At 59.6% G+C, this 25,394-nt stretch carries 24 protein-coding genes and 1 tRNA gene; 23 read left to right on the top strand and 2 right to left on the bottom strand.

Annotation, left to right across the window (positions count from 1 at the left end; translation table 11 throughout):
• Positions 1-26: 26 nt before the first annotated feature.
• Positions 27-1,463: an adenylate/guanylate cyclase domain-containing protein gene (locus BM036_RS00600; protein ID WP_091848295.1), complete on the bottom strand. Its 1,437-nt coding sequence runs from the start codon at positions 1,461-1,463 to the stop codon at positions 27-29.
• Between the two features lie 195 nt (positions 1,464-1,658).
• Here BM036_RS00600 and BM036_RS00595 point away from each other — a divergent pair, with 195 nt between their 5' ends.
• The 18 genes from BM036_RS00595 to secF all read left to right on the top strand — a co-directional run bounded on the left by BM036_RS00595 (position 1,659) and on the right by secF (position 20,305).
• Entirely contained in the window at positions 1,659-2,213 is a 555-nt protein-coding gene (locus tag BM036_RS00595; protein WP_091848294.1) for a nitroreductase family protein, read from the top strand.
• Positions 2,214-2,433: 220 nt separating this feature from the next.
• Positions 2,434-2,832, top strand: coding sequence for a flagellar basal body rod protein FlgB (gene flgB, locus BM036_RS00590; protein ID WP_091848293.1), 399 nt, complete (start codon positions 2,434-2,436; stop codon positions 2,830-2,832).
• Positions 2,833-2,862: 30 nt separating this feature from the next.
• A complete protein-coding gene (flgC, locus tag BM036_RS00585) occupies positions 2,863-3,312 on the top strand; it encodes a flagellar basal body rod protein FlgC (protein ID WP_091848292.1) in 450 nt (149 codons plus the stop codon).
• Between the two features lie 33 nt (positions 3,313-3,345).
• Positions 3,346-4,026 carry a flagellar hook assembly protein FlgD gene (locus BM036_RS00580; protein WP_091848291.1) on the top strand — a complete coding sequence of 227 codons (681 nt, stop codon included), beginning with the start codon at positions 3,346-3,348 and terminating at the stop codon, positions 4,024-4,026.
• 13 nt (positions 4,027-4,039) lie between these two features.
• Positions 4,040-5,959, top strand: a complete 1,920-nt coding sequence (locus BM036_RS00575) for a flagellar hook protein FlgE (RefSeq protein ID WP_091848290.1) — start codon at positions 4,040-4,042, stop codon at positions 5,957-5,959.
• A gap of 521 nt (positions 5,960-6,480) precedes the next feature.
• Entirely contained in the window at positions 6,481-7,233 is a 753-nt protein-coding gene (locus BM036_RS00570; RefSeq protein ID WP_091848289.1) for a flagellar basal body rod protein FlgF, read from the top strand.
• Between the two features lie 81 nt (positions 7,234-7,314).
• Positions 7,315-8,103, top strand: coding sequence for a flagellar basal-body rod protein FlgG (flgG, locus tag BM036_RS00565; protein ID WP_091848288.1), 789 nt, complete (start codon positions 7,315-7,317; stop codon positions 8,101-8,103).
• Positions 8,104-8,189: 86 nt separating this feature from the next.
• Positions 8,190-8,834 carry a flagellar basal body L-ring protein FlgH gene (gene flgH / locus BM036_RS00560; RefSeq protein WP_413774423.1) on the top strand — a complete coding sequence of 215 codons (645 nt, stop codon included), beginning with the start codon at positions 8,190-8,192 and terminating at the stop codon, positions 8,832-8,834.
• A gap of 29 nt (positions 8,835-8,863) precedes the next feature.
• Positions 8,864-9,928: a flagellar basal body P-ring protein FlgI gene (locus BM036_RS00555; RefSeq protein ID WP_091848662.1), complete on the top strand. Its 1,065-nt coding sequence runs from the start codon at positions 8,864-8,866 to the stop codon at positions 9,926-9,928.
• Positions 9,929-9,936: 8 nt separating this feature from the next.
• Positions 9,937-10,974, top strand: a complete 1,038-nt coding sequence (gene flgJ / locus BM036_RS00550) for a flagellar assembly peptidoglycan hydrolase FlgJ (protein WP_091848286.1) — start codon at positions 9,937-9,939, stop codon at positions 10,972-10,974.
• A gap of 5 nt (positions 10,975-10,979) precedes the next feature.
• The gene (gene flgK / locus BM036_RS00545; protein ID WP_091848285.1) at positions 10,980-12,998 is read left to right on the top strand and encodes a flagellar hook-associated protein FlgK; all 2,019 of its coding nucleotides are present in this window, start codon (positions 10,980-10,982) and stop codon (positions 12,996-12,998) included.
• 22 nt (positions 12,999-13,020) lie between these two features.
• A complete protein-coding gene (gene flgL / locus BM036_RS00540) occupies positions 13,021-14,568 on the top strand; it encodes a flagellar hook-associated protein FlgL (protein ID WP_091848284.1) in 1,548 nt (515 codons plus the stop codon).
• 80 nt (positions 14,569-14,648) lie between these two features.
• Positions 14,649-14,735, top strand: a tRNA-Leu gene (locus BM036_RS00535).
• A gap of 65 nt (positions 14,736-14,800) precedes the next feature.
• Positions 14,801-15,862 carry a tRNA preQ1(34) S-adenosylmethionine ribosyltransferase-isomerase QueA gene (gene queA, locus BM036_RS00530; protein WP_091848283.1) on the top strand — a complete coding sequence of 354 codons (1,062 nt, stop codon included), beginning with the start codon at positions 14,801-14,803 and terminating at the stop codon, positions 15,860-15,862.
• Positions 15,863-15,882: 20 nt separating this feature from the next.
• Entirely contained in the window at positions 15,883-17,004 is a 1,122-nt protein-coding gene (gene tgt, locus BM036_RS00525) for a tRNA guanosine(34) transglycosylase Tgt (protein WP_177185972.1), read from the top strand.
• Between the two features lie 48 nt (positions 17,005-17,052).
• Complete coding sequence (gene yajC / locus BM036_RS00520) at positions 17,053-17,415, top strand: preprotein translocase subunit YajC (protein ID WP_091848281.1); 363 nt, start codon at positions 17,053-17,055, stop codon at positions 17,413-17,415.
• Between the two features lie 63 nt (positions 17,416-17,478).
• On the top strand, positions 17,479-19,353 hold the full coding sequence (secD, locus tag BM036_RS00515) for a protein translocase subunit SecD (protein WP_091848280.1): 1,875 nt from the start codon (positions 17,479-17,481) through the stop codon (positions 19,351-19,353).
• Positions 19,346-20,305 (top strand): protein translocase subunit SecF, encoded by a 960-nt coding sequence (gene secF, locus BM036_RS00510; RefSeq protein ID WP_091848279.1) that lies wholly within the window; start codon positions 19,346-19,348, stop codon positions 20,303-20,305. The genes secD and secF overlap by 8 nt, the downstream gene beginning before the upstream one ends.
• Positions 20,306-20,422: 117 nt before the next feature.
• Here the strand turns inward: secF and BM036_RS00505 are convergent, their stop codons facing one another.
• Complete coding sequence (locus BM036_RS00505) at positions 20,423-21,223, bottom strand: inositol monophosphatase family protein (RefSeq protein ID WP_091848278.1); 801 nt, start codon at positions 21,221-21,223, stop codon at positions 20,423-20,425.
• A 205-nt stretch (positions 21,224-21,428) separates the two neighbouring features.
• Between BM036_RS00505 and trmJ the strand changes: the two genes are divergently transcribed.
• The 5 genes from trmJ to ndk all read left to right on the top strand — a co-directional run bounded on the left by trmJ (position 21,429) and on the right by ndk (position 25,389).
• On the top strand, positions 21,429-22,274 hold the full coding sequence (gene trmJ, locus BM036_RS00500) for a tRNA (cytosine(32)/uridine(32)-2'-O)-methyltransferase TrmJ (RefSeq protein ID WP_091848277.1): 846 nt from the start codon (positions 21,429-21,431) through the stop codon (positions 22,272-22,274).
• Positions 22,267-23,088: a serine O-acetyltransferase gene (gene cysE, locus BM036_RS00495; RefSeq protein WP_091848276.1), complete on the top strand. Its 822-nt coding sequence runs from the start codon at positions 22,267-22,269 to the stop codon at positions 23,086-23,088. The genes trmJ and cysE overlap by 8 nt, the downstream gene beginning before the upstream one ends.
• Positions 23,089-23,164: 76 nt before the next feature.
• The gene (gene iscR / locus BM036_RS00490; protein ID WP_091848275.1) at positions 23,165-23,665 is read left to right on the top strand and encodes a Fe-S cluster assembly transcriptional regulator IscR; all 501 of its coding nucleotides are present in this window, start codon (positions 23,165-23,167) and stop codon (positions 23,663-23,665) included.
• A gap of 13 nt (positions 23,666-23,678) precedes the next feature.
• Positions 23,679-24,851 (top strand): IscS subfamily cysteine desulfurase, encoded by a 1,173-nt coding sequence (locus tag BM036_RS00485; RefSeq protein WP_091848274.1) that lies wholly within the window; start codon positions 23,679-23,681, stop codon positions 24,849-24,851.
• A 109-nt stretch (positions 24,852-24,960) separates the two neighbouring features.
• Positions 24,961-25,389 carry a nucleoside-diphosphate kinase gene (gene ndk, locus BM036_RS00480; protein ID WP_091848273.1) on the top strand — a complete coding sequence of 143 codons (429 nt, stop codon included), beginning with the start codon at positions 24,961-24,963 and terminating at the stop codon, positions 25,387-25,389.
• Positions 25,390-25,394: the final 5 nt, after the last annotated feature.

Below are 25,394 nucleotides of genomic sequence, written 5' to 3'. Positions count from 1 at the left end.
GGGGGTGTTCTGGCAAGTCGGGCAGTTCAGGTCTGCTCGGACTCCTCTTCAACCCGCAGCCGTTCAGCGGCCTCCTCAAGGGCTTGCAGTATGGCCTTGCGGTCGTTGTCCGCAATCTTGCCGGAATCCAGGTACATGGCAAAGCCTGCGTGTTCATGCTCCAGGAAGCTGCGGTTGGGGCCAAGGTCGCGGCGGAAGTCGATGACCTCATAGATGGCCACCGGGCGACCGAAGCCCTTCACGGTAATTTCCCCCTTGTCCCGGCACATGATCCGCTCCTTGATCAGCGAGAAGGTTTCGTAGGAAACCAGGATCTGCCCAGGCTCCGCCAGTTGCTCCAGCCGGCTGGCCAGGTTTACTTCCTTGCCGATGATGGTGTAGTCCATACGGTTTTCGGCGCCGAAGTTGCCCACGGTAACAAACCCGGAACTGATGCCCATACGAATTTCCAGCGGGGTGCGGATACCCTGGCTGCGCCAGCGCTGACGCATGATTTTCATATGATTGCGCATGTCGACGGCCATGGATACGCAGGCCAGGGCATCTTCCTTCTGGCCCCGGGATGACGGGTCACCAAAGAAGATCATGATGGAGTCACCCACAAATTTGTCGATGGTGCCGCCATATCGCAGGGCGACTTCTGACATTTCGTTGAAGTAGTTGTTGAGCAATTCGGTGAGGGCTTCCGGTTCCATTTCCTCGGACAGGTCGGTAAAGCCCTTTATGTCAGAGAAGAAAACGCTCAGCTTCTTGCGGCGGGTTTCCAGCCGCACGTCCCGTTCACCGGTAAAGATGGACTGCCAGACCTGGGGTGACAGGTACTTCGAGAGCTTGTCCGACAGGGCAATGGACTGCTCCCGCTGCTTCTGGATCTGGGTCTTGGCGGCCAGCAGGATGCGGGCCTGCTGGTGGGTGTAGAAGGCGGTTACGCAGATGTAGAGCCCGGTACCCGCAAGTGAGACCAGGCTGGTCAGCAGGGGCGTGGTGAAGTCCTCGGTGACGCCCAGCAGGCCCACCACCAGGCCGGCGGCCGCAACCAGCAACAGGGTACCGTAGAACCAGAGGTATAGGCCGCCAACAATCAGGCAGCTGAACATAAGCATCAGCGCCATGGCCAGGGAGGGCACGGGTGTCAGGCCGGTGAGGCCGATGACCAGGCCACCGGAGATGCACTCTACCAGTAACAGGTACTGACGGATGCGGGGCTGGCGGTCGGCACCCAGCTTGCGGCTGAGGAACAGGATTGTGTGGGGCCAGAAGACACCGGCGGCCAGTAACCAAAGCAGGGACTCGGGAAAAATGCCATCCACAACGCCGGCAACGATGATGCCGCAGAAGGCCGCGGCACCGAGCACCCGGCCGTTGAAATCCGGTAGTGGCGGGATCGCCTGAGGCGCGTCTTCCGGCGTAGAATCCGCGCGGGACTTGCGGCTGGTATCCGGCGTGCTTACAAACCCTGACATGCTTCGTCCCTGTGGAAGACGGATCGTGATCGTGGATTCCGGTGCCGGCCGGGGTGGCGCGGCAGTCTTGTTATTTTCGCTGGTGACGGTTACGGTTCCAGCGGAAGTGTCCTGAATCCAGCCGATGAGATTACCAGTAACGGCGAGGGCGGACAATCCGGTGCGGTTTCACACAGCGGGAGATAACAGCTGACTATGCACAGCATAACCGAGGCTCTGCTCAATCGTAGTTCTGAACCCCGCCTGAAAGCACCGGCGCCGCCGCAGGACGTGCTGGACCTGGCGCTGGCCTGTGCTGCCAGGGCGCCGGACCACGCCCTGCTGCGACCCTGGCGCTACCTGGTTATTGAAGGGGAGGGCCTGGAGCGCCTGGGCGAACTTTTCGAGGCCAGCGCCCCGGCAGGTGCCAGCGACGCCCAACGGCAAAAACTGCGCAAGGCGCCGCTGCGCGCGCCCATGGTTCTGGTGGCCATTGCCTCCCCGGTATCACACCCAAAGGTGCCTGAGTATGAGCAGGAGTATGCCTGCGCAGCCAGCGCCGCCTACCTGGTGCTGGCACTGCAGGCCGAAGGTTACGGCGCCATGTGGCGCTCGGGTGAAGTGTCGGATAACGACCAGGTGTGTAAAGGGCTGGGCCTGGGGGACAGGGAGTCCATCGTGGGCTTCATTTATGTGGGTACTGTTGACTCGGAAAAGCCGCCGGTGCCCCGGCCGGAAATCAGTGAATTTACGTCCCGCTGGCCCCAATAGCTTGCAGGGGCCCGCCTGTCTGCGGCAAGGGAAAGGGGTTGCCGCTCCTGCTACCATCGATCTCCTGCATTGCCTCTCCGTATTGGCTGTATACCGTTAAGTCAATGAAATAAAATAATAAAATAGATTTCCCATAACTCTGGCACTGTCATTGCTTCTTACTCTGCAAAGACCCCTGACCGGCAACAAGCGGCAGGGTAGTGCAGTTACTGGAGGCATTATGGCAATCACCTTCGACAAGGCCCTGGGTATCCATGAGCACGCACTGGCCGCTCGCAGTCAGCGGGCCCAGGTGCTGGCGAATAACCTGGCCAACGCCGACACCCCGGGCTACAAGGCCCGTGATGTGGACTTTCAGTCCATGCTGAAGCAGGCAACCGAGGCGTCACAGGGAGAGGGAATGGCCCGTACCCATCCCTCCCACATGGACGTTTCCGGTTCCGGGGGCAGTCCCGAGCTGCTCTATCGCACGCCGCACCAACCCTCCCTTGACGGTAACACCGTAGACGCCCAGCAGGAACAGACCCGGTTCATGCGCAACGCCATGGACTTCCAGGCCAGTTTCGAGTTTTTGAGCAGCAAGTTTTCCGGCCTGAGCAAGGCCATCAAAGGCGAATAAGCCGGCCACCGGAAACAGAGGAGAAATCGCATGTCCCTGGGAAACATCTTTGATATCGCCGGCTCCGGCATGACCGCTCAGCAACTGCGGTTGAACACGACAGCATCGAACATTGCCAACGCCGAGACGGCCAGTTCCAGCGTCGATCAAACCTATCGCGCCCGTAAGCCGGTGTTTGCCGCTATCCAGCAACAGCTGCTCAACCCGGACCAGTCAAGCGGCCACTTCCGTTTTGGCCAGGAGCAGGGCACCGGCGTTACCGTTGAAGGCATCGTTGAAAGCCAGGAAGAGCTGCAAATGCGTTACGAGCCGCATCACCCCGCTGCCAATGAGGAGGGGTACGTTTTCTACCCCAACGTGAACGTGGTGGAGGAAATGGCTGACATGATGTCGTCGTCCCGCAGCTTCCAGATGAACGTGGATGTGATGAACGCCGCCAAGACCATGATGCAGCGCGTGCTCACCCTTGGGCAGCAGTAACAGGCCAGTGATTCTTGTTCGGGGAAATGACCAATGAGCATTGTAAATAACACCACCTCAACGGCCGACGTGCTTGCGGAATACCGTACCAGGCAGGAGAGCAAGGGTGCCGGTAGTGAGGAGTTGGGCAAGAACGAGTTCATGGAACTGATGATTGCCCAGCTCAAGAACCAGAACCCGCTGGAGCCCAAGGGCAACGGCGAATTCATTGCCGACCTGGCCCAGTTCAGTTCGCTGGAGGAAATGCAGAACCTGAGTTCAACGGTTGGTGACGTTGTCGGCGAATTCCGTTCCTCCCAGGCCCTGCAGGCGTCAGCCATGGTAGGCAAGAGTGTGCTGGCGCCAGCCAACTTCGGCACCCTGGGACAGGACGGTGAGATGAAAGGTGTGGTGAGCGTGCCATCCAGCACCGGTGGCCTGAGAATCAATATCGAAAATTCCGCCGGCGAGATGGTACGCCAGCTTGACCTGGGCCAGGCCTCTGCCGGCCAACAGGCCTTCACCTGGGATGGTGAAGACGGCAACGGCAATCCCTTGCCGCCCGGTCGCTACTACGTCACCGCCCAGGGCAGTTACCCCCAGGGCACAGAACAGCTGCTGACCCTGATGAGCGCAAACGTGGACAGTGTGTCACTGGGCCAGGGCGGCAGCATTACGCTTAACCTTGCCGGCATGGGGTCGATTCCCCTGTCGGACGTACAACAAGTCAACTGAGTGAGGTTGAACCATGGCATTTAATATCGGACTCAGCGGGCTTCGTGCCTCACAGGTTGACCTGGACGTTACCGGCAACAACATTGCCAACGCCAGCACAGTCGGTTTCAAGGGCAGCAAGGCCCAGTTCGGCGACCTTTACTCCAGCGGCTTCCTGAGTTCCGGCAAGATGTCGGTGGGCAGCGGCGTGAAGGTTCAGGACATCAAACAGAGCTTCGCCCAGGGTTCGATTAGCGGCACCCAGAATGGCCTGGATATGGCGATTGATGGCGATGGCTTCTTCGTGCTGAGCAACAACGGCCAGGTACAGTACTCCCGCGCGGGCCAGTTCAGCATCGACAAGGATGGCTTTGTGGTGAACAGCCAGTCCATGAAAGTGCAGGGTTACCAGGCCGACGGCGATGGTAATCTCAGTGGTGTTCGCGGGGACCTGCAGATAGATACAGACAACCTGGCGCCAAGGCGGACCACCCGGTTTGATTCCGAGGTGAACCTGGATTCCCGTGAGTCTGTGCTGGAAGTGATCCGGCAGTCCTATGAAGTGAATGCGCTTGACCCTTCGGACGCTACCAACCCGGCTGAAGAAGATACCCTGACCTTTACCTACGACGATAATCGCACCAGCGAACTTACGTTTAACGGTGACCAGCAAGCACGGGAGATCGCTGAACAGCTCAATGAGCTTCCCGGGGTAACGGCGTCAGCGCGCACGACTTATGATATTGACCCGGCCCTGATTCAGCCGGATACCAATTTCCGCATCCAGGGCACTGACTTCAGCATTCCCGGCGCACCGGACGTGGCCGACGCGGGGGAAGCGCTGAGCTGGCTACAGGACGCAATCAATGCTTCTCCACTGAATACCATCAATGCGACCAACCAGGGTGGGCAGCTGAGGCTGATTGACAGTCGTGGTAATGACCTGGATATCTCGCGGGTGGATGATGATGGCAACCTTGATCAGGATGGCTCCGGTGCCGCGATCCTTGATGAAAGCGTTCGTGGGCAGGTTAACGAGCTGGTCCTGGACAGGACCGTAACGGTCAGTTCCGCCAATGGCACGGACGGACTCCTGGCTACGGCAGATCCTTCTGTGACCCGAACCAATACGTTCAATCCGGAAGACCAGCGCACCTACAACCATGCTACGTCTTCGACCATCTACGATAGTCTGGGTAATCCTCATACCATGACCCAGTACTTTGTGAAGGAGCCGGTTACCGGTGGTGAAAGTGTCTGGGCAATGTATATCCAGATTGATGGTGAAGACGTCGGGGACCCCCCTTTCACAACCGGGGAGCCGACCCGGGCCCGCTATGAACTGGAGTTCAACAGCGACGGCAGTATCGCATCGGTGGATGGTGATCCTGACGGGCAGGTGCTGATCTCCAACTGGACACCGAAAGATCAGTCAGGCCAGCCCAATGGTTCGGACGGTCCGCTGCCCATCGCCAACGGCGGCCAGCTGCCGATTGCCGATCCCCCCGTGTCCTCGAACTTTGCCATTAACATGAACGAGACTACGCAGTACGGCTCTTCGTTTGGTGTCGTTGATCAGCGGCAGAACGGTTATACCACTGGCCGCCTGTCAGGCCTGGATGTATCCGGAGAAGGGGTTATCTTTGCCCGTTATTCCAATGGTCAGTCCCAGAACCTGGGGCAGGTTTCACTGGCGACCTTTGCCAATGCTGACGGCCTGTCGCCGGTCGGAGATACCAACTGGGTGGAAACCTTCGAGTCTGGCCAGCCGATTTTCGGCGCGCCGAGTACGGGTACTCTGGGTTCGATTTCCGCAAGTTCGGTGGAGGAGTCCAACGTGGACCTGTCGCAGGAACTGGTGAACCTGATTATTGCCCAGCGTAACTACCAGGCCAATGCCAAGACCATTGAGACTTCGGATGCGGTGACTCAGACCATTATCAACCTTCGTTAACTCAGTGGATGATTGAGGCGATACGCTAACTGGGCTTGTCTGATACGTATGGTGGAGGGCCCCGGGGGTCAGGGGCTCTTTCTTCGCCGCAATTCACGGCCCGTCCCTGGGCCGGCCTTGCTCCGCGCCATCCATGGCGCTGCTACGAAAGAGCCCCTGACCCCCGGGACCTTATGAACCCCGTGCTGGCCTGATGATCCCAGCGGGATCTTCAGGCGATTGTTTCACGGCTGGTTGTTGCCGCTGTTTTAGTAGTGTTATCACAGCAGACCATAGAGACGGAGTGTGGTGGTCCTTTTTCGCAACAGCGCCAGGGATGGCGCGGAGCAAGGCCGGTCCAGGGATGGACCGTGAATTGCGGTGGAGAAAAAGGACCACCATGCTCCGGCTCGGCACCGAGCTTTGGTCCCGTACAACAATTCCCTTTCCCCGCCAAAAACGCCAACTAAGTTTTTGGCACGACTCCTGCAAGAACCAGGAAAACGACGAATGAACGTCAGATTTCCGGCAGGAGTTTTCCCATGGATAAATCCATCTACATCGGCATGTCCGGAGCCAAGCAGAACATGATGGCGCAGCAGGCCCATGCCAATAACCTTGCCAACGTCAACACTACCGGCTTCAAGAAAGACTTCGCCCAGGCCCGCAGCATGCCCGTTTTCGGCGAACACCATCCTACCCGCGCCTACGCCATGACCGAACGCCCCGGCACCGACTTCAGCGCCGGACCGCTGCAGCAGACCGGTCGCAATCTCGATGTCGCAATGGATGGTGAAGGCTGGCTGGCCGTCCAGAACAACCAGGGCGAAGAAGTCTTCACCCGTTCCGGCAGCCTGCAGGTGGATGTTAACGGAATGATTCGGCTTGGCTCCGGTGAAATGGTTCTTGGCAACGGTGGCCCGGTGGCATTGCCTCCCTATGAGCAACTCCTGATCGGCGCTGACGGCACTGTCTCCATCCAGCCTGTGGGTGGTCCGCCGGACCAGTTGGTGGAAATCGACCGCCTGAAACTCGTCAATCCCCCATCAGACGCCCTGATGAAAGGGGAGGACGGCTTTATCCGTCGCAAGCCTGACCAGGCTATCGATGGACCGGAGCAGCCTGATGCAAACATGCGGGTGGCGTCGGGCTTCCTGGAAAGCTCCAACGTCAATGCCGTTGAAGAAATGATCGCCAACCTGGAGCTGTCTCGGCAGTTTGAAATGCAGGTAAAGGTCATGCAGACCGCTGACGAGAATTCCGAGGTTACGGCACGACTGTTGCAAAACCTCTGATAACGACACGTACAACGGCCCCGTTGCCCGAAAAGCGGCAAACCCTCGCCGCCCGGTGGCCGGCCTGAAAGGAGTACCGACATGCATCCAGCACTTTGGGTCAGTAAAACCGGTCTGAGCGCCCAGGATACGAAGATGACCACCATCTCCAACAACCTGGCGAACGTTAACACCACCGGCTTCAAGCGCGACAACGCCGTGTTCCAGGACTTGCTGTACCAGGTGAACCGGCAGCCAGGTGGCCTCAATGCCCAGAATGCCGAGCTTCCGTCAGGCCTTCAGCTGGGTACCGGTGTGCGGGTAGTGGGAACCACCAAGCAATTTACCCAGGGCAACCTGCAGGTAACCGAACAGCCGCTGGACCTGGCGGTCGATGGCCGTGGCTTTTTCCAGATCCAGATGCCGGATGGCGAGATTGCCTACACCCGGGATGGCCAGTTCCAGCTCAACTCCGACGGTGATGTGGTCACCCCGGACGGTTATCTGCTGGAGCCCAACATCAATATCCCCGAGAACGCCACCAGTGTGACCATTGGCAAGGACGGCACCGTGTCTGCGGTGGTCGAGAACCAGGCCGATCCGGTGAACCTGGGCGAAATTCCCCTGGTGGACTTCATTAACCCCCAGGGCCTTCAGGCCATGGGTGGCAACCTGTTCCGGGAAACCGCCGCCAGTGGTGATCCACAGGAAGGGGAGGCCGGCATCGGTGGGCTGGGCTCTATCCAGCAGGGGATGACCGAGGCCTCCAACGTGGAGGTGGTGGAAGAACTGGTCAACATGATCACCACCCAGCGGGCCTATGAAATGAACTCCAAGGTGGTGTCAGCTTCTGACCAGATGCTGCAGTTCATCACCAATAATATTGGTTAATGGTTGACAGGTTAATGAGCATGACAGTCCATCCCAACAAGTCTGCCAGCAGCACCGCCCGGAGCGCCCTCGGGGCGGCGCTGGTCATGGTGCTGGCCCTGCTGCAGGGCTGTCAGTCCATGACCCGGGAGCGCCCGGTGCCCAATGACCCGGCCTATGCCCCGGTGCGCGCCGAGGCGATGGTTCGCCGGGAGCCCCATACCGGCAGCATCTATCAGAACTCCCGCAACTACAGCCTGTACGGTGACAGTACGGCGCTGAACGTGGGCGACATCCTGACCGTCACCCTGCAGGAGTCCACCAGCGCCTCCAAGAATGCGGAGAGCAGCATTACCAAGGACACCGAGATTGGCCTCGGCACCCCGTCCTTCTTCGGGCGTAACTTCGAACGCCTGGGGGGCAGTGTGAACAGCGAGCGTGATTTCGAAGGCCAGGCAGAGGCGGACCAGAGCAACAGCCTGGCAGGCAGTATTACCGTGACGGTCACGGAAGTGCTGCCTAACGGCGTACTGCATATCCGGGGTGAAAAATGGCTGTCGCTGACTAACGGCGACGAATATATCCGCGTCAGTGGGCTGGTCCGTCCCCAGGACATTTCCCCGGACAATACTGTCTCTTCCCAGCGCATTGCCGATGCAAGGCTGGCCTACGGCGGTACCGGCGACTTTGACCAGGCCAACCAGCCAGGCTGGCTGACCCGATTCTTCAACAGTGAGTGGTGGCCCCTGTGAGTGCTGTCAGAATACTTGCAACCTTCCTGATGTTCGCCCTGGTATCCGGCCCGGTGTTGGCGGATCGGCTAAAGGATCTGACCCGGGTGAAGGGCGTGCGTGACAACCAGCTCGTGGGTTACGGCCTGGTAGTGGGCCTCGACGGCACTGGCGATTCAGCGCCTTTTACCAGCCAGACCTTCCGCAACATGATGAACCGGTTCGGCATCACTATTCCCGAGGGCGTGAACCCGGATACCGACAACGTGGCGGCGGTCAGCGTCCACGCCACCCTGCCGGCATTCGCCAAGAACGGGCAGACCCTGGATATAACCGTGTCTTCCCTGGGCAACGCTGACAGCCTGCGCGGCGGCACCCTGTTGATGACCCCGCTGAAGGGTGCTGATGACCAGGTCTACGCGATGGCGCAGGGCAGCCTCGTGGTGGGTGGTTTCGGTGCCCAGGGCCAGGACGGTTCCCGGATTACCGTGAATGTCCCCAGTGTCGGGCGTATCCCCAACGGGGCAACCATCGAGCGGGAAGTCACCAGCCCCTTCACCGAGGGCGACACCATTACCCTTAACCTGCTGAGGGCGGATTTCACTACGGCGCGCCGGGTGGTGGAGACCATCAATGGCTTCCTGGGTGAGGGCATGGCCTACGCCCACGATGCCACGTCGATTTCGGTTAAGGCGCCCCGCGACCCCTCCCAGCGGGTGAGCTTCCTGTCGATCCTGGAAAACCTGGACGTGGATCCGGCGCAGGAAGCGGCCAAGGTGGTCATTAACAGTCGCACCGGTACCATCGTGGTGGGCCAGAATGTGGAAGTAAGTCCGGCAGCCGTCACCCACGGCAACCTGACGGTCACTATCCAGGAAAACCTGCAAGTGGACCAACCGAACCCCTTTGCCGGTGGTGAAACAGTGGTCACGCCCAACACCCAGATTGCCGTTACCGAAGACCCGGCCCGGATGTTCCAGTTCGGCCCGGCCACCACCCTGAACGAAATCGTGCAGGCCGTGAACCAGGTAGGCGCGGCGCCGGGTGACGTGATGGCGGTGCTTGAAGCCCTGAAGCAGGCAGGCGCGTTGCGTGCCGAGCTGATTGTCATATAGGTGATCTGATGCAGCAGTCCGGAATCCAGCAGGCACAGTTCTACACCGAGTTCAGCGGCCTGAACGCCCTGAAGACACAGGCCCGTACGGATCGCAAGGCAGCGCTGGAAGAGGTGGCCCGACAGTTTGAAGGCCTGTTCCTCAACCAGATGCTCAAGAGTATGCGCTCGGCCAATGATGTGCTGTCACAGGGCAACTATCTGCAGAGCAACGAGTCGGGGTTCTACCAGGACATGTTCGACAGTCAGTTGAGTCTGTCCATGGGCAAGGACCAGGGCTTCGGGCTGGCGGATGCATTGGTCCGGCAGCTCAGTCGGCAGATTCCGGGCATCGATGACCAGGGCAATGCCATGCAGGGGGCCCGTCGCACCCTGGCGGATTATGACCGCAGCCTTCCGCCCCTTTCTCCAAAGCTGCCCGAACGGGTGGATGAGGTCAGGGCGCTGGCCGAACAGCCCCTGAATGAAAGCCCGGCCGAGGTCAGCGAGGAGCAGGTCCGGAACCCGGTCACGACGGGCGACCAGCCCATGCCGGACCGCTTTGAAAGCCCTGAACACTTTGTCCGCACGCTGCTGCCGCTGGCAGAGGATGTGGCAGCAGAGTCGGGTATTGACCCGCGGTTGATGGTGGCCCAGGCCGCCCTCGAGACCGGCTGGGGCAAGCACATGATCCGTGGCAATGACGGAGCTCACAGCTACAACCTGTTCGGTATCAAGGCGGACAGCCGCTGGCAGGGCGAATCGGTGAACATCGCCACCACTGAGTTCCGCGAAGGCGTGGCCATGAAGGAGCGCTGGGATTTCCGTCGCTATCCGGATTACCGGGAGAGCTTCCGGGATTACGTCAGCTTCCTGCAGGACAACCCTCGTTACCGGGCTGTCTGGGAAGTGGCCGATCAGCCGGAGGTCTTTGCCGAGCGTCTGCAGGAGGCCGGTTATGCCACTGACCCGGCCTATGGCCGCAAGATCCGAAATATCATGGAAGGGGAGCCCTTCGAGGCGGCCCTGAACCAGTTCCCGACCCTGTCCATGGTCGGTGAGGAGTAATCGCCATGGCAGGTCTGATTGGTATCGGTCTGAGTGGGGTTCTGGGTCATCAGTCTGCCCTGAACACCACCGGCAACAACATCACCAACGCCAATACCCCGGGCTACAGCCGGCAGGAAGTGCAGTTCGAGTCCAGCCCCACCCGCTACACCGGCAACGGGTCGGTGGGCACGGGTGTAGATATTTCCAATATTCGCAGGCTGGCGGACCAGTACCTGGTGGATCAGGTGCGCTCCGATACCGCCCTGTACAACGAGCAGGAAACCCTCCGCAAGGAACTGTCTCGCCTGGATGACCTGCTCGGTGGCCAGGACACCGGGCTGTCCCAGACCCTGAACAACTTCTTTGCGGCCATGCAGAACGCCGCCGAAGACCCGGGTTCACTGCCCCAGCGTCAGTTGGTGCTAAGTGAGGCCCAGAGTGTGGTTAACCGGTTCCAGGCGCTGCACGAGGAATTCATCCAGCAGCGGGAACTGGTCAAAACCCAGCAGACCCAGAATGTGGCGGATGCGAACACGCTGCTGAATACGGTGGCTCAGCTGAACCTGGCCATTTCCGAATCTCCCGGTGTGGCCCAGGGGCGCCTGCCTAATGACCTGGTAGACCAGCGGGATGAGGCCATCCGCAAGCTATCCGAGATTCTCCAGGTCCGGGTGAACCAGGTTGGCGGTGGTCAGCTGAACGTTTCCCTGGCCAATGGGCAGGCGCTGGTTGTGGGAGCGGATGCCTCCCAGTTGGGCACCCGTCGTAACGCGGATGATCCGACGCGGTTGGAGTTCACCCTGACAAACGGGAACCGTACCCAGGTAATTGATGACCAGATAACCGGCGGCAAGCTGGGTGGTCTGCGCCGGTTCGAAAGCGAAGGCCTGGCGCCGGCCTTCGATGAACTGGGCCGGGTGGCCATTGCGCTGCAGGAATCCGTCAATCATCAGCACAAGATCGGTATGGACCTTGAAGGTGACCTGGGCGGTTTATTCTTCAGCGAAGTGAATAGCCGTGAGAAGCAACTGGCCCGGGCCATTGCCAGTGGGGACAACCAGCCGCCACAGAATTCCGTGGTGGGGGTGGATATCACCAACCCCTCTGAGTTGCCGGCAGGCTCCTGGACCCTGTTGTTTACCGAGGAGAACGGCCGCAGCTACGAGTTGATTGACCAGAAGAGCGGCAAGGTGGTGAACCAGGGTCGGCTGCCGGATGAACTGCCGGCCGAAATTACCATGCCTGGTTTCAACATATTCGTGGAGTCCGGCGACTTCAGCAAGGGGGACAGCTTCCAGATCCAGCCGACCCGTTTTGAAGCGGCCAACATAGACCTCAAGGTTGAGCGGGAAGAAGACCTGGCCTTCGCGAGTCCGGTGCGTGCGCAAGCGGATAGTGGTAATAGTGGCGATGCCAGGATCAACCAGGGGCTGATGTTTGATGTCCGCAATCCGCTCACCAACGCCCCCCTGTCCGAGTTCAGCCAGCGGGGCCAGTTATCGCCGGAACTGGAAATCTATTTCACCAGCGATACCGAGTATGTGATCCGGGACCCGGCGAATCCGGGCACGCCGCTTGAAACAGGTACCTACCAGCCGGGCATCAGCAACAAGCTGTTCACAGAAGATCCGTCGGACCCGGACTACCGCGGGTTTCAGTTCGAAATCAGCGGTAACCCGAAAACCGGGGACAGCTTCACCATTGGTTATAACACTAACGGCACTGCAGATAATCGTAACGCCGAACTGATCGCAGCGCTGGCCACCAAAAACACCATGAACAACGGCAGCCAGAGCTTCACCGAAGGCTATGCAGGACTGGTGGAGCAGGTCGGGGTGAAAACCCGACAGGCCCAGCTGGACAGCGACTCCGGCCGGACCCTGCTGGATCAGTCCGTAAACCAGCGGGAAGCGGTATCCGGCGTCAACCTGGACGAGGAGGCCGGCAAGCTTATCCAGTACCAGGCTGCCTATAACGCCTCCGCCCGGGTGATGGGCGTGGCCCAGGAACTGTTCGATACACTGCTTGGCACCTTCCGATAGGCCAGGGTTGAGGTGATGTAACATGATCAGAATTTCATCGCAGCAGATCTTTACTGGCGGCATCAACCGCTTGCAGGACCTGAATGTCAACCTGAACCAGACCCAGGAACAGGTATCCACCGGCAAGCGTGTCAACCGGCCCTCGGATGATCCGGTAGCGGCCGCCCGTATCCTCAAGCTGGACCAGGAAGTGGGTCGCATCGAGACCTACCAGCGCAATGTGGGGCTGGCGGAAAACCGACTGCAGCTCGAGGAAAGCTCTCTGGACAGCATGGTGGATATCATCCAGCGGGTACGTGAGCTGACGGTTCAGGCGGGTAACGGCTCGCTGACCGCGAACGACCGCCAGTCCATTTCTGCGGAGCTGAAACAGCGCCTGCAGGAACTGGCTTCCCAGGCCAATACCCAGGACAGTGCCGGCTCCTACATCTTTAGCGGCTTCCAGGGGGAGACCCCCGCCTTTGCAAAGAACATCAATGGCGACTGGGTATACCAGGGCGATGAGGGGCAGCGGAAGCTGGAAATTGATGATGGCGTAAACGTAGCCATCAGCGACCATGGCAAGGACCTGTTTGTGAACGTGCCTGCCGGGGGGCCAACGTTCTTCACCGAAGTAGGGCCGAATGTCGGGTCCGGGGCGCGGATCAGTAGTGGTGTGGTGCTGGATCCCGAACAGGTGGCCGGTGCTTCGCCCACGGATTACCTGGTGACAATTGAACAGGACGCATCACAGACGTCGGGGTTTCGTTACGATATCCGTGACAAGAACGACCCAGCGGGCCCCGTGTTGGAGTCCGGTGAATATGTCAGTGGCGGGAGCATTCGCTACCAGGGAATGCAGTTCGAGGTTTCCGGAGCCGGGGATGGCGACGAGTTCCTTATCAACACCAGTGAAAAGCAATCGATATTCCGCACTATCGAGAAGCTGATCTATGGCCTTGATAATCTACCGAAGCAGCCGGAGGCAGGCGCGATCACCAGCTTTGCGCCCGCAGTTGGTGATGTACTTGAAATCAATCAGGCTGTTTTTACGTTTGATGGCAGTGAAGACCTGGCGGATCTCGCCGCGCTGATTAATGACTCGGACGATGAGTCACTTGCAGGGATAGAAGCGAGGGTTGAGAGCGGTGAACTCAAGCTGATCTCATCGGGTAAAGAGATCAGTATTGATGCCACTGGAATGGCCGCAGGGGAGCTGCAAACGTCCGGTGCCCGTTTTGACAATATCAACGTGGGCCCGTTGGTTGCTGACCCGGTCGCTGAGGCCAACTTCCTCAGCACCCAGGCCACCTATGACCAGCTGATCGGTGATTCGCTGGCGAACCTGGACAACGCCCAGGAGTCCATCCTGCGCACCCAGACCGAGATCGGCGGGCGGATGAACCAGCTGGAGTCCACGGGCAAGTTCCTGGAAAACTCGTCCCTGTACGCGAAAGACCTGCGCTCCCAGTTGCAGGACGTGGATTACGCCGAGGCCATCAGTAACCTCTCGTTCCAGAGTTTTGTGCTGCAGGCGGCCCAGCAATCCTTCGCCCAGACCTCCCAGCTGTCACTCTTTGACCGATTGTAGGACAGCTTTGCTATTCCGCCGTTTGCTTTCGCAACCGGCGTCAGTATAATCCGGGCTCTCGACAACCGGGCAACCTGTGTGGCGGCGTGGTGAAATTGGTAGACACGACGGATTCAAAATCCGTTGGGGTAAAACCCGTGGCGGTTCGAGTCCGCCCGCCGCTACCATTCCTCATTGGCCCGGTGTATTCAGAATTCCGGCCTTCTCGGGCCGGCCCCGAGTCGACCTGTCCATGAAAGTCTCTGATTTCCATTTTGATTTGCCCGCTGAGCTGATTGCCCGTTATCCGATGGCGGAGCGCAGCGCATCCCGCTTGCTTTGCCTTGATGGCGTGTCCGGCGCACTGGCCCACCGCCAGTTCCGCGATCTGCCTGACCTGCTGGAGCCCGACGACCTGCTGGTGTTCAACGACACCCGGGTTATTCCCGCCCGCCTGTTCGGTACCAAGGACACCGGCGGACGGGTGGAGGTTCTGGTGGAGCGGGTTGAGTCCACCGATACCGTACTGGCCCATGTGCGTGCTTCCAAGGCGCTGAAACCCGGTCAGCGGGTAGTGCTGGAAGATGGCTCCGCACTGGTGATGCTTGACCGGGAGGACGCCCTGTTCAGGCTGAAGACCGAATCCGGCGAGGCCATGCTGGATCTGCTCGAACGGGCAGGGCACATGCCCCTGCCCCCCTATGTGGACCGCCCCGACGAAAGCACTGACAGAGAGCGCTACCAGACTGTCTATGCCCGGGAGGCCGGCGCCGTAGCCGCTCCCACGGCTGGTTTGCACTTCGATCAGTCGATCTTTGATCGCCTCGCCGCAAAAGGTATCCAGACGGCGTTCGTTACCCTGCACGTAGGTGCAGGCACTTTCCAGCCGGTGCGCGTGGAGAAGGTGGAAGACCACGTGATGCACAGTGAGGTGGCTACGGTCCCGGAAGCAACGGTCGAGGCCATCAGGGCGGCCAGGCAGCGTGGTGGACGGGTTATCGCCGTTGGCACTACCTCGGTACGTTCCCTGGAGTCCGCCAGTCGGGGTGGGGTGGTGCGCCCGTTCCAGGGTGAGACCGATATCTTCATCCGGCCCGGGTACCGGTTCCAGACCGTCGACGGGATGATCACCAACTTCCATCTGCCGGAATCCACCCTGATCATGCTGGTGAGTGCCTTCGCTGACTATCATCACACCATGTCGGCCTATCGGGTGGCAGTGGCCGAAAGCTATCGCTTCTTCAGCTACGGTGATGCGATGTTTATTACCGGTCAGGAGCCCAGTCTCGGGGCGCTAGCCGGACCAGGAGCCTGAAAATGCGCGACAACTGTTTCCTGTCATTTGAAAAACTCGGTGAAGACGGCAAGGCCCGTCGGGGCCGCCTGACCTTTCCCCGGGGTGTGGTTGAAACCCCGGCATTCATGCCTGTGGGTACCTACGGCACCGTAAAGGGTATGCTGCCCCGGGATATCGAAGCGACCGGCGCCCAGATCATTCTCGGCAACACCTTCCACCTGATGCTGCGGCCGGGCACTGAAGTGATCAAGGCCCACGGCGACCTCCATGACTTTACCCAGTGGCAGGGGCCCATCCTCACGGATTCCGGGGGCTTCCAGGTATTCAGCCTTGGAGACATGCGCAAGATCACTGAGCAGGGTGTGAGCTTCCGTTCGCCGGTGGATGGTTCGCCGGTGGAGCTGAACCCGGAGATTGCGATGCAGGTCCAGCGGGACCTGGGCTCGGACATTGTGATGATCTTTGACGAGTGCACTCCCTACCCGGCCACCGAGAAGCAGGCCCGGGAGTCCATGGAAATGTCCCTGCGCTGGGCGGCCCGTAGCAAGGTAGCGCATGGCGAAAGCCCGTCCGCACTGTTCGGCATTATCCAGGGCGGCATGTACAACGACCTGCGGCAGCGGTCCCTGGAGGGCCTCGTCGACATCGGCTTTGACGGCTATGCCATCGGCGGCCTGTCAGTAGGGGAGCCCAAAGAGGAAATGATCGCGGTATTGGACTACCTGCCGGTGCGGATGCCGGAAGATCATCCCCGCTACCTGATGGGCGTCGGTCGTCCGGAGGACATTGTCGAAGCGGTGCGTCGTGGTGTGGACATGTTTGACTGTGTCATGCCCACACGGAATGCCCGTAACGGGTATTTGTTCACTTCCACCGGTATCGTCAAGATACGTAACGCCACCCATCGCCACGACACCTCACCGCTCGATGCCGAGTGTGATTGCTATACCTGTTCACATTTCTCGAGAAGTTATCTGCATCATCTTGATAAGTGTGGTGAAATGCTGGGCTCGCAATTAAATACCATCCACAACCTTCACTACTACCAGAAGGTGATGGCCGGATTGCGTGGGGCTATTGAAGCAGGTACATTGTCCGACTTTGTGGAATCCTTCTACGCCAAGCGTGGCCTGCCTGTGCCGCCCCTGGCCGGTGGCTGAACCTCCACGCACCCGTATTCATTGCAGAACGACTAACGGAGACATCCTATGAAAGCAGTAAAAGCCATGTTGGCCACCCTCCTGGCCTCAGCCGTGCCGGGTGTTGCCCTGGCCCAGGACGCCGCCCAGGGTATGGGAGTTATGGGGCAGGTCATTTTCTTCGGTGGTTTCATCCTGATTTTTTACCTGCTGATCTGGCGCCCGCAGTCCAAGCGTGCCAAGGAGCACAAGGCCCTGATGTCGGGCCTGAACAAGGGTGACGAAGTGGTGACCTCTGGCGGCATCGTTGGCCGGATCACCCGTGTGACTGATGACTTCGTGGTGCTGGAAGTGGCCGATAACGTGGAACTGAAAGTTCAGAAGGTTGCGGTTGGTGCGGCCCTGCCCAAGGGCACTCTGAAAGACATCTGAACACAATGACCAGGGAGGCCACCGCCATGCCGGTGGCCTGGTAGCGGTCAACAAAGGGCTCCTATGCTGAACAAGTATCCGCTTTGGAAAAACATACTGATCCTGGTCGTTCTGGCGATCGGGTTCGTCTATGCCTTGCCGAACGTATTCCCTGACGACTATGCCATCCAGATTACCGGTGCCCGCAGTGGTACCGAGATCAGCCAGCAGACCGTCGACCGTGCGTCCGAGGCACTGGAGGAAGCCGGCATCACCATCAAGGGCATTGACCGGGAGGAGCGCAGTGCGCTGATTCGCGTGAACAGCTCTGATGACCAGTTACAGGCGCGGCCGGTTGTTCAGCAGGCCCTGGGTGACGAATTCCTGGTTGCCCTGAATATGGCAGAGTCCACCCCCGACTGGCTCAAGGCAGTGGGTGCCGGCCCGATGAAGCTGGGCCTTGACCTTCGCGGGGGCGTTCACTTCCTGCTTGAAGTGGATATGGAAACCGCCGTTGAGCAGCGCCTCGATGCTACCGCCAGTCAGATCAAGCGGGAGCTGAGGGAGGAGCGCATCCGTTATCGTGGTGGCGATGTTTCTGACGGCAACCGTATCGAGCTGTCTTTCCGCAGTGAGCAGGACCGCTCACAGGCGTTCGACATTATCCGCGATCGTTACAATGAGTTCCTGCTCGACGAGAGTACAGAGGAAGACAACTATCTGTTGAACCTGAGCCTGTCCGAGCAGGAGATCCAGCAGATCCAGGACTATGCCATCGAGCAGAACCTGACCACTATCCGTAATCGTGTCAATGAACTGGGTGTCGCTGAGCCGCTGGTGCAGCGCCAGGGGGCCGACCGGATTATCGTGGAACTGCCTGGGGTACAGGATACCGCCCAGGCCAAGCGGGTACTTGGTGCAACCGCCAACCTGGAGTTCCGCCTGGCGGCGCGCCAGGATGCTCCCGCAGCCTCTACCGAGACCTATCCTTTCCGGGATGAACCTGGTCGTACCGCACGGCTGGAGCGGGAGGTGATTGTTACCGGTGAGAACGTCGCCAACGCCAGTCAGAGCTTTGACGAAAACGGTATGCCACAGGTCAACATTACCCTTGACGGGGTGGGTGGTGACCTGATGACCCGCGCCACCCGCAACTCGGTCGGTCGCGGTATGGCGGTCCTGTTCATTGAATTCCGTACCGAGATGGAACAGGAAGTTGTCGACGGCGAGGTGGTGACCCGTGAAGAGCGGGTACAGGAGACCAGCATCATCTCCCTGGCCACGATACAGTCCACCCTGGGCTCCAGCTTCCGTATTACCGGGCTGGACTCCATCCATGAAGCGTCAGAACTGGCCCTGCTGTTGCGTGCCGGTGCCCTGGCAGCGCCCATGTACTTCGTCCAGGAGCGGACCATCGGACCGAGCCTTGGACAGCAGAACATTGATGCCGGCTTTATGTCGGTTGTCGTCGGCTTCTGCCTGGTGCTGGTGTTCATGGCGGTTTTCTACCGGGCTTTCGGCCTGGTCGCCAATGTTGCGCTGACGCTCAACCTGATGCTTTTGCTGGCCTGCATGTCGATCATTTCCGCCACGCTGACCTTGCCGGGGATTGCCGGTATCGTGCTGACGGTGGGGATGGCGGTGGACGCCAACGTACTGATCTTCGAGCGTATCCGTGAAGAGCTGCGGGAAGGGGTTTCACCCCAGCTGGCGATCAATTCCGGCTATTCGCGGGCCTTCGTTTCCATTGTGGACGCCAATATCACCACCTTCCTGGTGGCGATTATTCTCTTCGCCATGGGTTCGGGGCCGGTAAAGGGGTTCGCGGTAACCCTCAGTATTGGTATCGTCACCTCCCTGTTTACCGCCCTGGTGGTGAGTCGTGGAATGGTGAACGCCATATACGGAGGCCGGAAGGTCGAATCTCTCTCGATCGGAGGCAAGCTGGCCAATGTCTGATACCCGTACCGAAAAATTTGATTTCATGAGTTTGCGCAAGCCCTTCGCCATCATCTCGTTGTTGCTGGTGGTGGCATCCATTGTGGTGCTGGGAATGCGCGGACTTAACTTCGGCCTGGACTTCACCGGCGGCACGTCGGTGGAGCTGGAGTACGCCGAGGCTCTCGAGCTTGATGACGTCCGCGAGGCGTTGACCGATGCCGGCTACGAGGACTTTGTGGTGCAGAACTTCGGGTCTGACACGCTGGTGCTCATCCGTATGCAGGAAGCCGGTGATGACGAACTCGGCCGCAGCATACTTGCGGATATGCAGAATCGTTCCGACATCGACGTGGAGCTGGTGAGCTCGGAGTTCGTAGGCTCCCAGGTCGGTGATGAGCTCAAGGAGAGCAGCGGCCTGGGCATGTTGCTGGCGCTCGCGGTGGTGCTGATCTACGTGGGTATGCGTTTCCAGTTCAAGTTCGGTATCGCATCGGTGATACCCCTGGCCCATGATGTCATCATCGTACTGGGGCTCTTCGCGCTATTTCAGTGGACCTTTGACCTTACCGTGCTGGCGGCCCTGCTGGCGGTTATCGGTTACTCCCTGAACGATACCATCGTCATCATGGACCGTATCCGGGAGAATTTCCGGAAGCTGCGGATTGATGATCCGGAGGAAACCGTCAACCTCTCTATCCATGAGACGATCAACCGAACCATCAATACGTCTTTGACGACCTTACTGGTGCTGATGGCGCTGTATTTCCTGGGCGGTGAAGCCATCAATAACTTCGCCATCACCCTTGCTATTGGCGTGATCGTGGGCACCTACTCATCCATCTATGTCTCTGCGAACCTGCTTGTTGCGTTGGGTGTGACCCGCACAGATATGGTAGTGCCCCCGAAAGAGGGCATTGCCGGAGAGGGCGAGGAAGAGGAAGCCCCTCCGGAGTGGCTGAATCGGATGTAACTGGTGGAAGGGTCTTCGGCGACACGGTTGTCCGCCGGGGATCTTCCAGGCATAAAAAAACCGGGCTGGATGATTTCAGCCCGGTTTTTTTGTGTTCAGCCGACAGCGGTTACCGGATCAGCGTGGCAGCCTGGCCTGGAACGGGCGCAGGGTGCGCAGCACTTCCCGGATCAGCTTCGGGTTGGCAATGGCCAGCTGGCGGGTGTCACCTGAAGACGGGTTACCGGAAAAATCGCTGCTGAGAACACCGGCTTCGTTGGCCAGAGCCAGTCCTATATCCAGGTCCTCCTGCGACGGGCGAAACAGTATCGCGACATCCAGGTGGCCGGCAGCCACCCGGGCAATGTCCAGCACACTGCAACCGGTGCTGCGGACCTGTCGGGCCTGGGAGGCCAGTCCCGCTGACAGTTCACCCCAGACCAGCGGCTCTTCAGCGCCACGGGCCTGGTCCAGCAGGTTGGAAACCACAACCGCCTCGCTCAGGTGTCGGGTCTCGCTGACCCGCATACGGCGACTGTTGAGGGCGGCGCCCCGGCCACGGCTTGCGGAATACTCCTCACCGGTTACCGGGTTCATCACAAGCAGGTTGTCGGTGCGACCGTCTTTTTTCTGCACCAGGGCTACCACGAAATCCGGGATGCCGCGCAGAAGGTTTTCGCCACCAATAACCGGGAAGATATGCCAGCTAAGGGCGTGTCCATCGGCATTGCCGTCGCCGGCGGGGGCAATGTAATGATCCTTGTAGGCCTTCTGTAACTGCTCGGAAAAGTTCTCGAACATGTTACCAGTGACCCGGTCGAGCTGACGCTGACGATCTTCGGCGGTGTTGCCGGCAATGTCCTGGCGTTCGAAGTGGGCTTTCAGGTAATCGGCACCCTGGCGCGCGACACGCAGGGCCATTTTAATGGCTGGTTGCATCGGATTCTTCAGTTTCTGGAGTGATCAAAGGCGCGATCATAGCAAATCGCCGTCGGCCCTTGAAACTTTTTCCGGTCCGTAAAGACCCCCATGGCGGCCAGGGCAGCAGTTACCGGAGGCCAATACCATCAAAAAATCGCTGCCTTCTGGTAACATGTTGGCTTGTTTGCTGATCTCTTTTTACCGCTTCGGAACCGGACCACTCATGCACAAGCCCGCATTGCCAAGTACCTTCGACCTGCCTGCCCGTGACTATGTCCGCGTGGTAATGGTGGAAACGTCCCATTCCGGCAACATTGGCGCCGTTGCCCGGGCTATGAAAAACATGGGGCTGGGCAATCTCTGGCTGGTGAACCCGGCCTCGTTTCCTGACGAAACTTCCTACGCCCGATCTTCCGGTGCATCCGATGTGCTTGACCATGCGCGGGTTGTGTCCAGCCTGGATGAGGCTATCGAAGACTGTGTCCTGGTAATGGGCACCAGTGCCCGCGGGCGCAAGGTGCCCTGGCCAGTAATGTCGCCAACCGATGCCGCCCGCCAGGTGGGCGAGTATCAGGGGAGGGGGCAGGTGGCCCTGGTGTTTGGCCGAGAGAGCAATGGCCTCAGTAATGAAGAGTTGCAGCGGTGCCATGTTCACATACATATTCCGACCAATCCGGACTACAGCTCCCTGAACGTGGCAATGGCGGTCCAGGTCATGTGCTATGAAATTCGCATGGAATACCTGCGGGGGCTTGAAAACAGTGAGAATAACCCGCAACTCAAGCCTATTACGGCGCCCGGGGACACGGGCTGGGATGTGCCCGCCGCTACTGTGTCGGAGCTGGAAGGCTTTTTTGCCCATCTGGAGACGACACTGGCGGAGATTGATTTTCACCGCAGGGACAACCCCCGCCAGCTCATGACCCGGCTCCGCCGGCTTTATCAGCGGGCCCGGCCGGACCAGATGGAAGTCAACATCCTCCGGGGCATACTGACAGCGGTACAGAAATCCACCTCGGCATCGGGCAGGGGTGACGGTGGACGCAAACAGGACCAGACAAATGTTTGAGCGACTCAAAGAAGACATTGCCAGCGTATTTCACCGGGACCCCGCTGCCCGTAACACGTTTGAGGTTCTGACCAACTATCCGGGGTTGCACGCCCTGTTATTACACCGCCTGGCACACCGGATCTGGCAGGCCGATTTCAAATGGCTGGCCCGGAGCGTTTCCACCTTTTCCCGCTGGCTGACCGGTATCGAGATTCATCCCGGCGCGACCATTGGCCGGCGATTCTTCATCGACCATGGCATGGGTGTTGTAATCGGTGAAACCACGGTGATCGGGGATGACGTTACCCTTTATCAGGGCGTTACCCTTGGTGGCACCAGCTGGAACAAGGGCAAGCGGCACCCGACCATTGGCAATGGCGTGGTGGTAGGGGCCGGCGCAAAGATTCTTGGTCCGTTCGAGGTGGGTGAGGGGGCCAAGGTGGGCTCTAACTCGGTGGTGACGAAGGCGGTTCCCGCCGGCGCAACCGTTGTCGGCATACCTGGAAGGATGGTGGTGAAGACCCGCGAAAAAGATGACCGTCGCAAGGAAATGGAAGAACGCATGGGCTTCGATGCCTACGGTGTGACCGAGGAAATGCCGGATCCCGTGGCCCGGGCGATGCGTAGTTTGCTGGATCATATGCACGCCGTGGACGAGCGTATCGAAAAGATGTGCGCCGCCATCCACAAGGTCAACCAGGACTATGTGGACAATGGCAAGTTGCCGCCGCTGGATGCGGGGGAGTTTGATTGCGTGCGGGATGATTCTGCTGAGTCAGTGGATCACGCCGGGGAGGACCGGCGGGCAGCGAGCGGCGCCGAGGACCGCTGAATACTTGACCAAAAAGGTTGGTCAATTCATACTCAGCGGCTGGAATTCCATGAACTTCTGAGCCGGGGCTGCCGTTATGCGACTGACTACCAAGGGCCGCTACGCCGTAACTGCCATGCTGGACCTTGCCCTCCACGGAGACGAGGGGCCTGTCAGCCTGGCCGACATATCCCGGCGCCAGGGAATTTCCCTGTCTTACCTGGAACAGTTGTTCTCCCGTCTGCGCCGTGAAAAGTTAGTGAGCAGTGTGCGTGGCCCGGGTGGCGGCTACCGTCTGGGTCGGTCCAGTGACCAGGTGTTTATTGCGGATGTGGTAGATGCCGTCAATGAGTCCCTGGATACGACTCGCTGCAGCCACAAGGGGGATTGCCAGAACGGCGAAATGTGCCTGACCCACCACTTGTGGTCCGACCTGAGTGACCAGATCCACCAGTTCCTGAGTCGCATTAGCCTTGCCGACCTGATGAACAAGCGCGAAATCCAGGCGGTGGCCAGTCGACAGGATGGCCAGGCCCGGGAAGATGCGCTGGCCGATACCATCAACACCGAGCGTCTGGAAGACCAGGCGCCCGCCTGACCTGAAACAGAGCATGAAAACACCGGTTTATCTTGATTACGCAGCCACTACGCCTGTGGACCCTGCCGTTGCCGAGCTTATGGCAGGCTACCTGACCCTGGACGGGGTTTTTGGTAACCCGGCCAGTCGTTCCCATGGTTATGGCTGGCAGGCAGAAGCCGCTGTAGAAAATGCCCGGCGACAGGTGGCGCAGCTAATCGGTGCCGACCCAAGGGAGATTGTCTGGACCTCCGGAGCCACCGAGTCGGACAACCTGGCGATAAAGGGCGCCGTTGGCGCTAACTGCAACCCGGATGTGCGCCCACACATCATCACTTCCGCCATTGAGCACAAGGCGGTCCTGGATACCTGCAGCTGGCTGGAGGGTCAGGGCTGCGACGTTACCCGGCTGACACCGGATGCCACCGGTCAGATTGCCCTGTCACAGGTGGAACAGGCTTTAAGGCCGGAGACACTGCTGGTCAGCCTGATGCTGGTCAACAACGAGCTGGGCACCATAAACGATATTGGCAAGATCGGAGACATGTTGCGTGAGCGTGGCGTGCTGTTCCATGTGGATGCGGCGCAGGCCGCTGGCAAGGTGCCGGTGAACGTGTCTGACCTTAACGCAGACCTGGTCGCCCTTTCAGCTCACAAGGTGTACGGGCCCAAGGGCGTGGGGGCGCTTTACGTGCGACGCTCACCGGATGTTCGCATCGAGGCCCAGATCCATGGCGGCGGCCATGAGCGGGGCATGAGGTCCGGTACACTGCCTACCCACCAGATTGTCGGGATGGGCAAGGCCTTCGATATGGCCGGGGAGCTGCTCGAAAATGAAATGGCCCGGCTGGAAGCGTTACGGAGCCGGTTCCTGGAAGCTGTTGGCGAACTCGAGGGTGTGACCCTAAACGGCCATGAAACTCAACGGGTCCCCGGGATCATCAACCTTTCCTTTGACGGCATCGAAGCGGAGTCGCTGATGCTGGGTCTGAGGGAGTTGGCGGTCTCATCGGGTTCGGCCTGTGCCTCGGCGACCATGGAGCCCTCCTATGTACTTACGGCCATTGGCCTGAGCGAGGCCCAGGCCCATGCAGGTCTGCGATTCTCCCTGGGGCGGTTTTCCACGGATGAGGAAGTGGATTTCGCCGCCGGCCAGGTGGTCTCGGTGGTCGAACGGTTGCGTGAACGTCGGCGCACCTCCGCCTGAGGCCGCTGGTCTGTCATGGTAAGGGGCCGCTGTCGGTAGGCAGCCGGCCCCTTACTGCGTATAATCTCAGGCCGGAATTTCCACCTGAAACCCAACTGGAGCAAAGATTATGTCCAACGAGCGCACGCTCTCTATCATCAAGCCGGATGCTGTTGCCAAGAACGTCATTGGCGAGATCTACTCCCGCTTCGAAAAAGCCGGCCTGAAGATCGTTGCCGCGAAGATGATGCACCTTTCCCAGGAGCAGGCTGAAGGCTTCTACGCCGAGCACAAGGAGCGCCCGTTCTTTGGTGACCTGGTGGCGTTCATGACCTCTGGCCCGGTTGTGGTTCAGGTTCTGGAAGGCGAAGGCGCCATTGCCAAAAACCGTGACCTGATGGGCGCAACCAACCCGAAGGAAGCGGAAGCAGGCACCATCCGCGCGGATTTCGCTGACACCATTGACGCCAACGCCGTCCACGGTTCCGACTCTGCGGCTTCCGCTGAGCGGGAAATTGCCTATTTCTTCAACGACAGCGAAATCTGCCCGCGGGGCTGATGCTG

Source organism: Marinobacter segnicrescens, assembly GCF_900111555.1.
GTDB classification, from domain to species: domain Bacteria; phylum Pseudomonadota; class Gammaproteobacteria; order Pseudomonadales; family Oleiphilaceae; genus Marinobacter; species Marinobacter segnicrescens.
The sequence above is the reverse complement of the archived record's forward strand: the minus strand, read 5'-3'. Positions and strand labels throughout refer to the sequence as shown.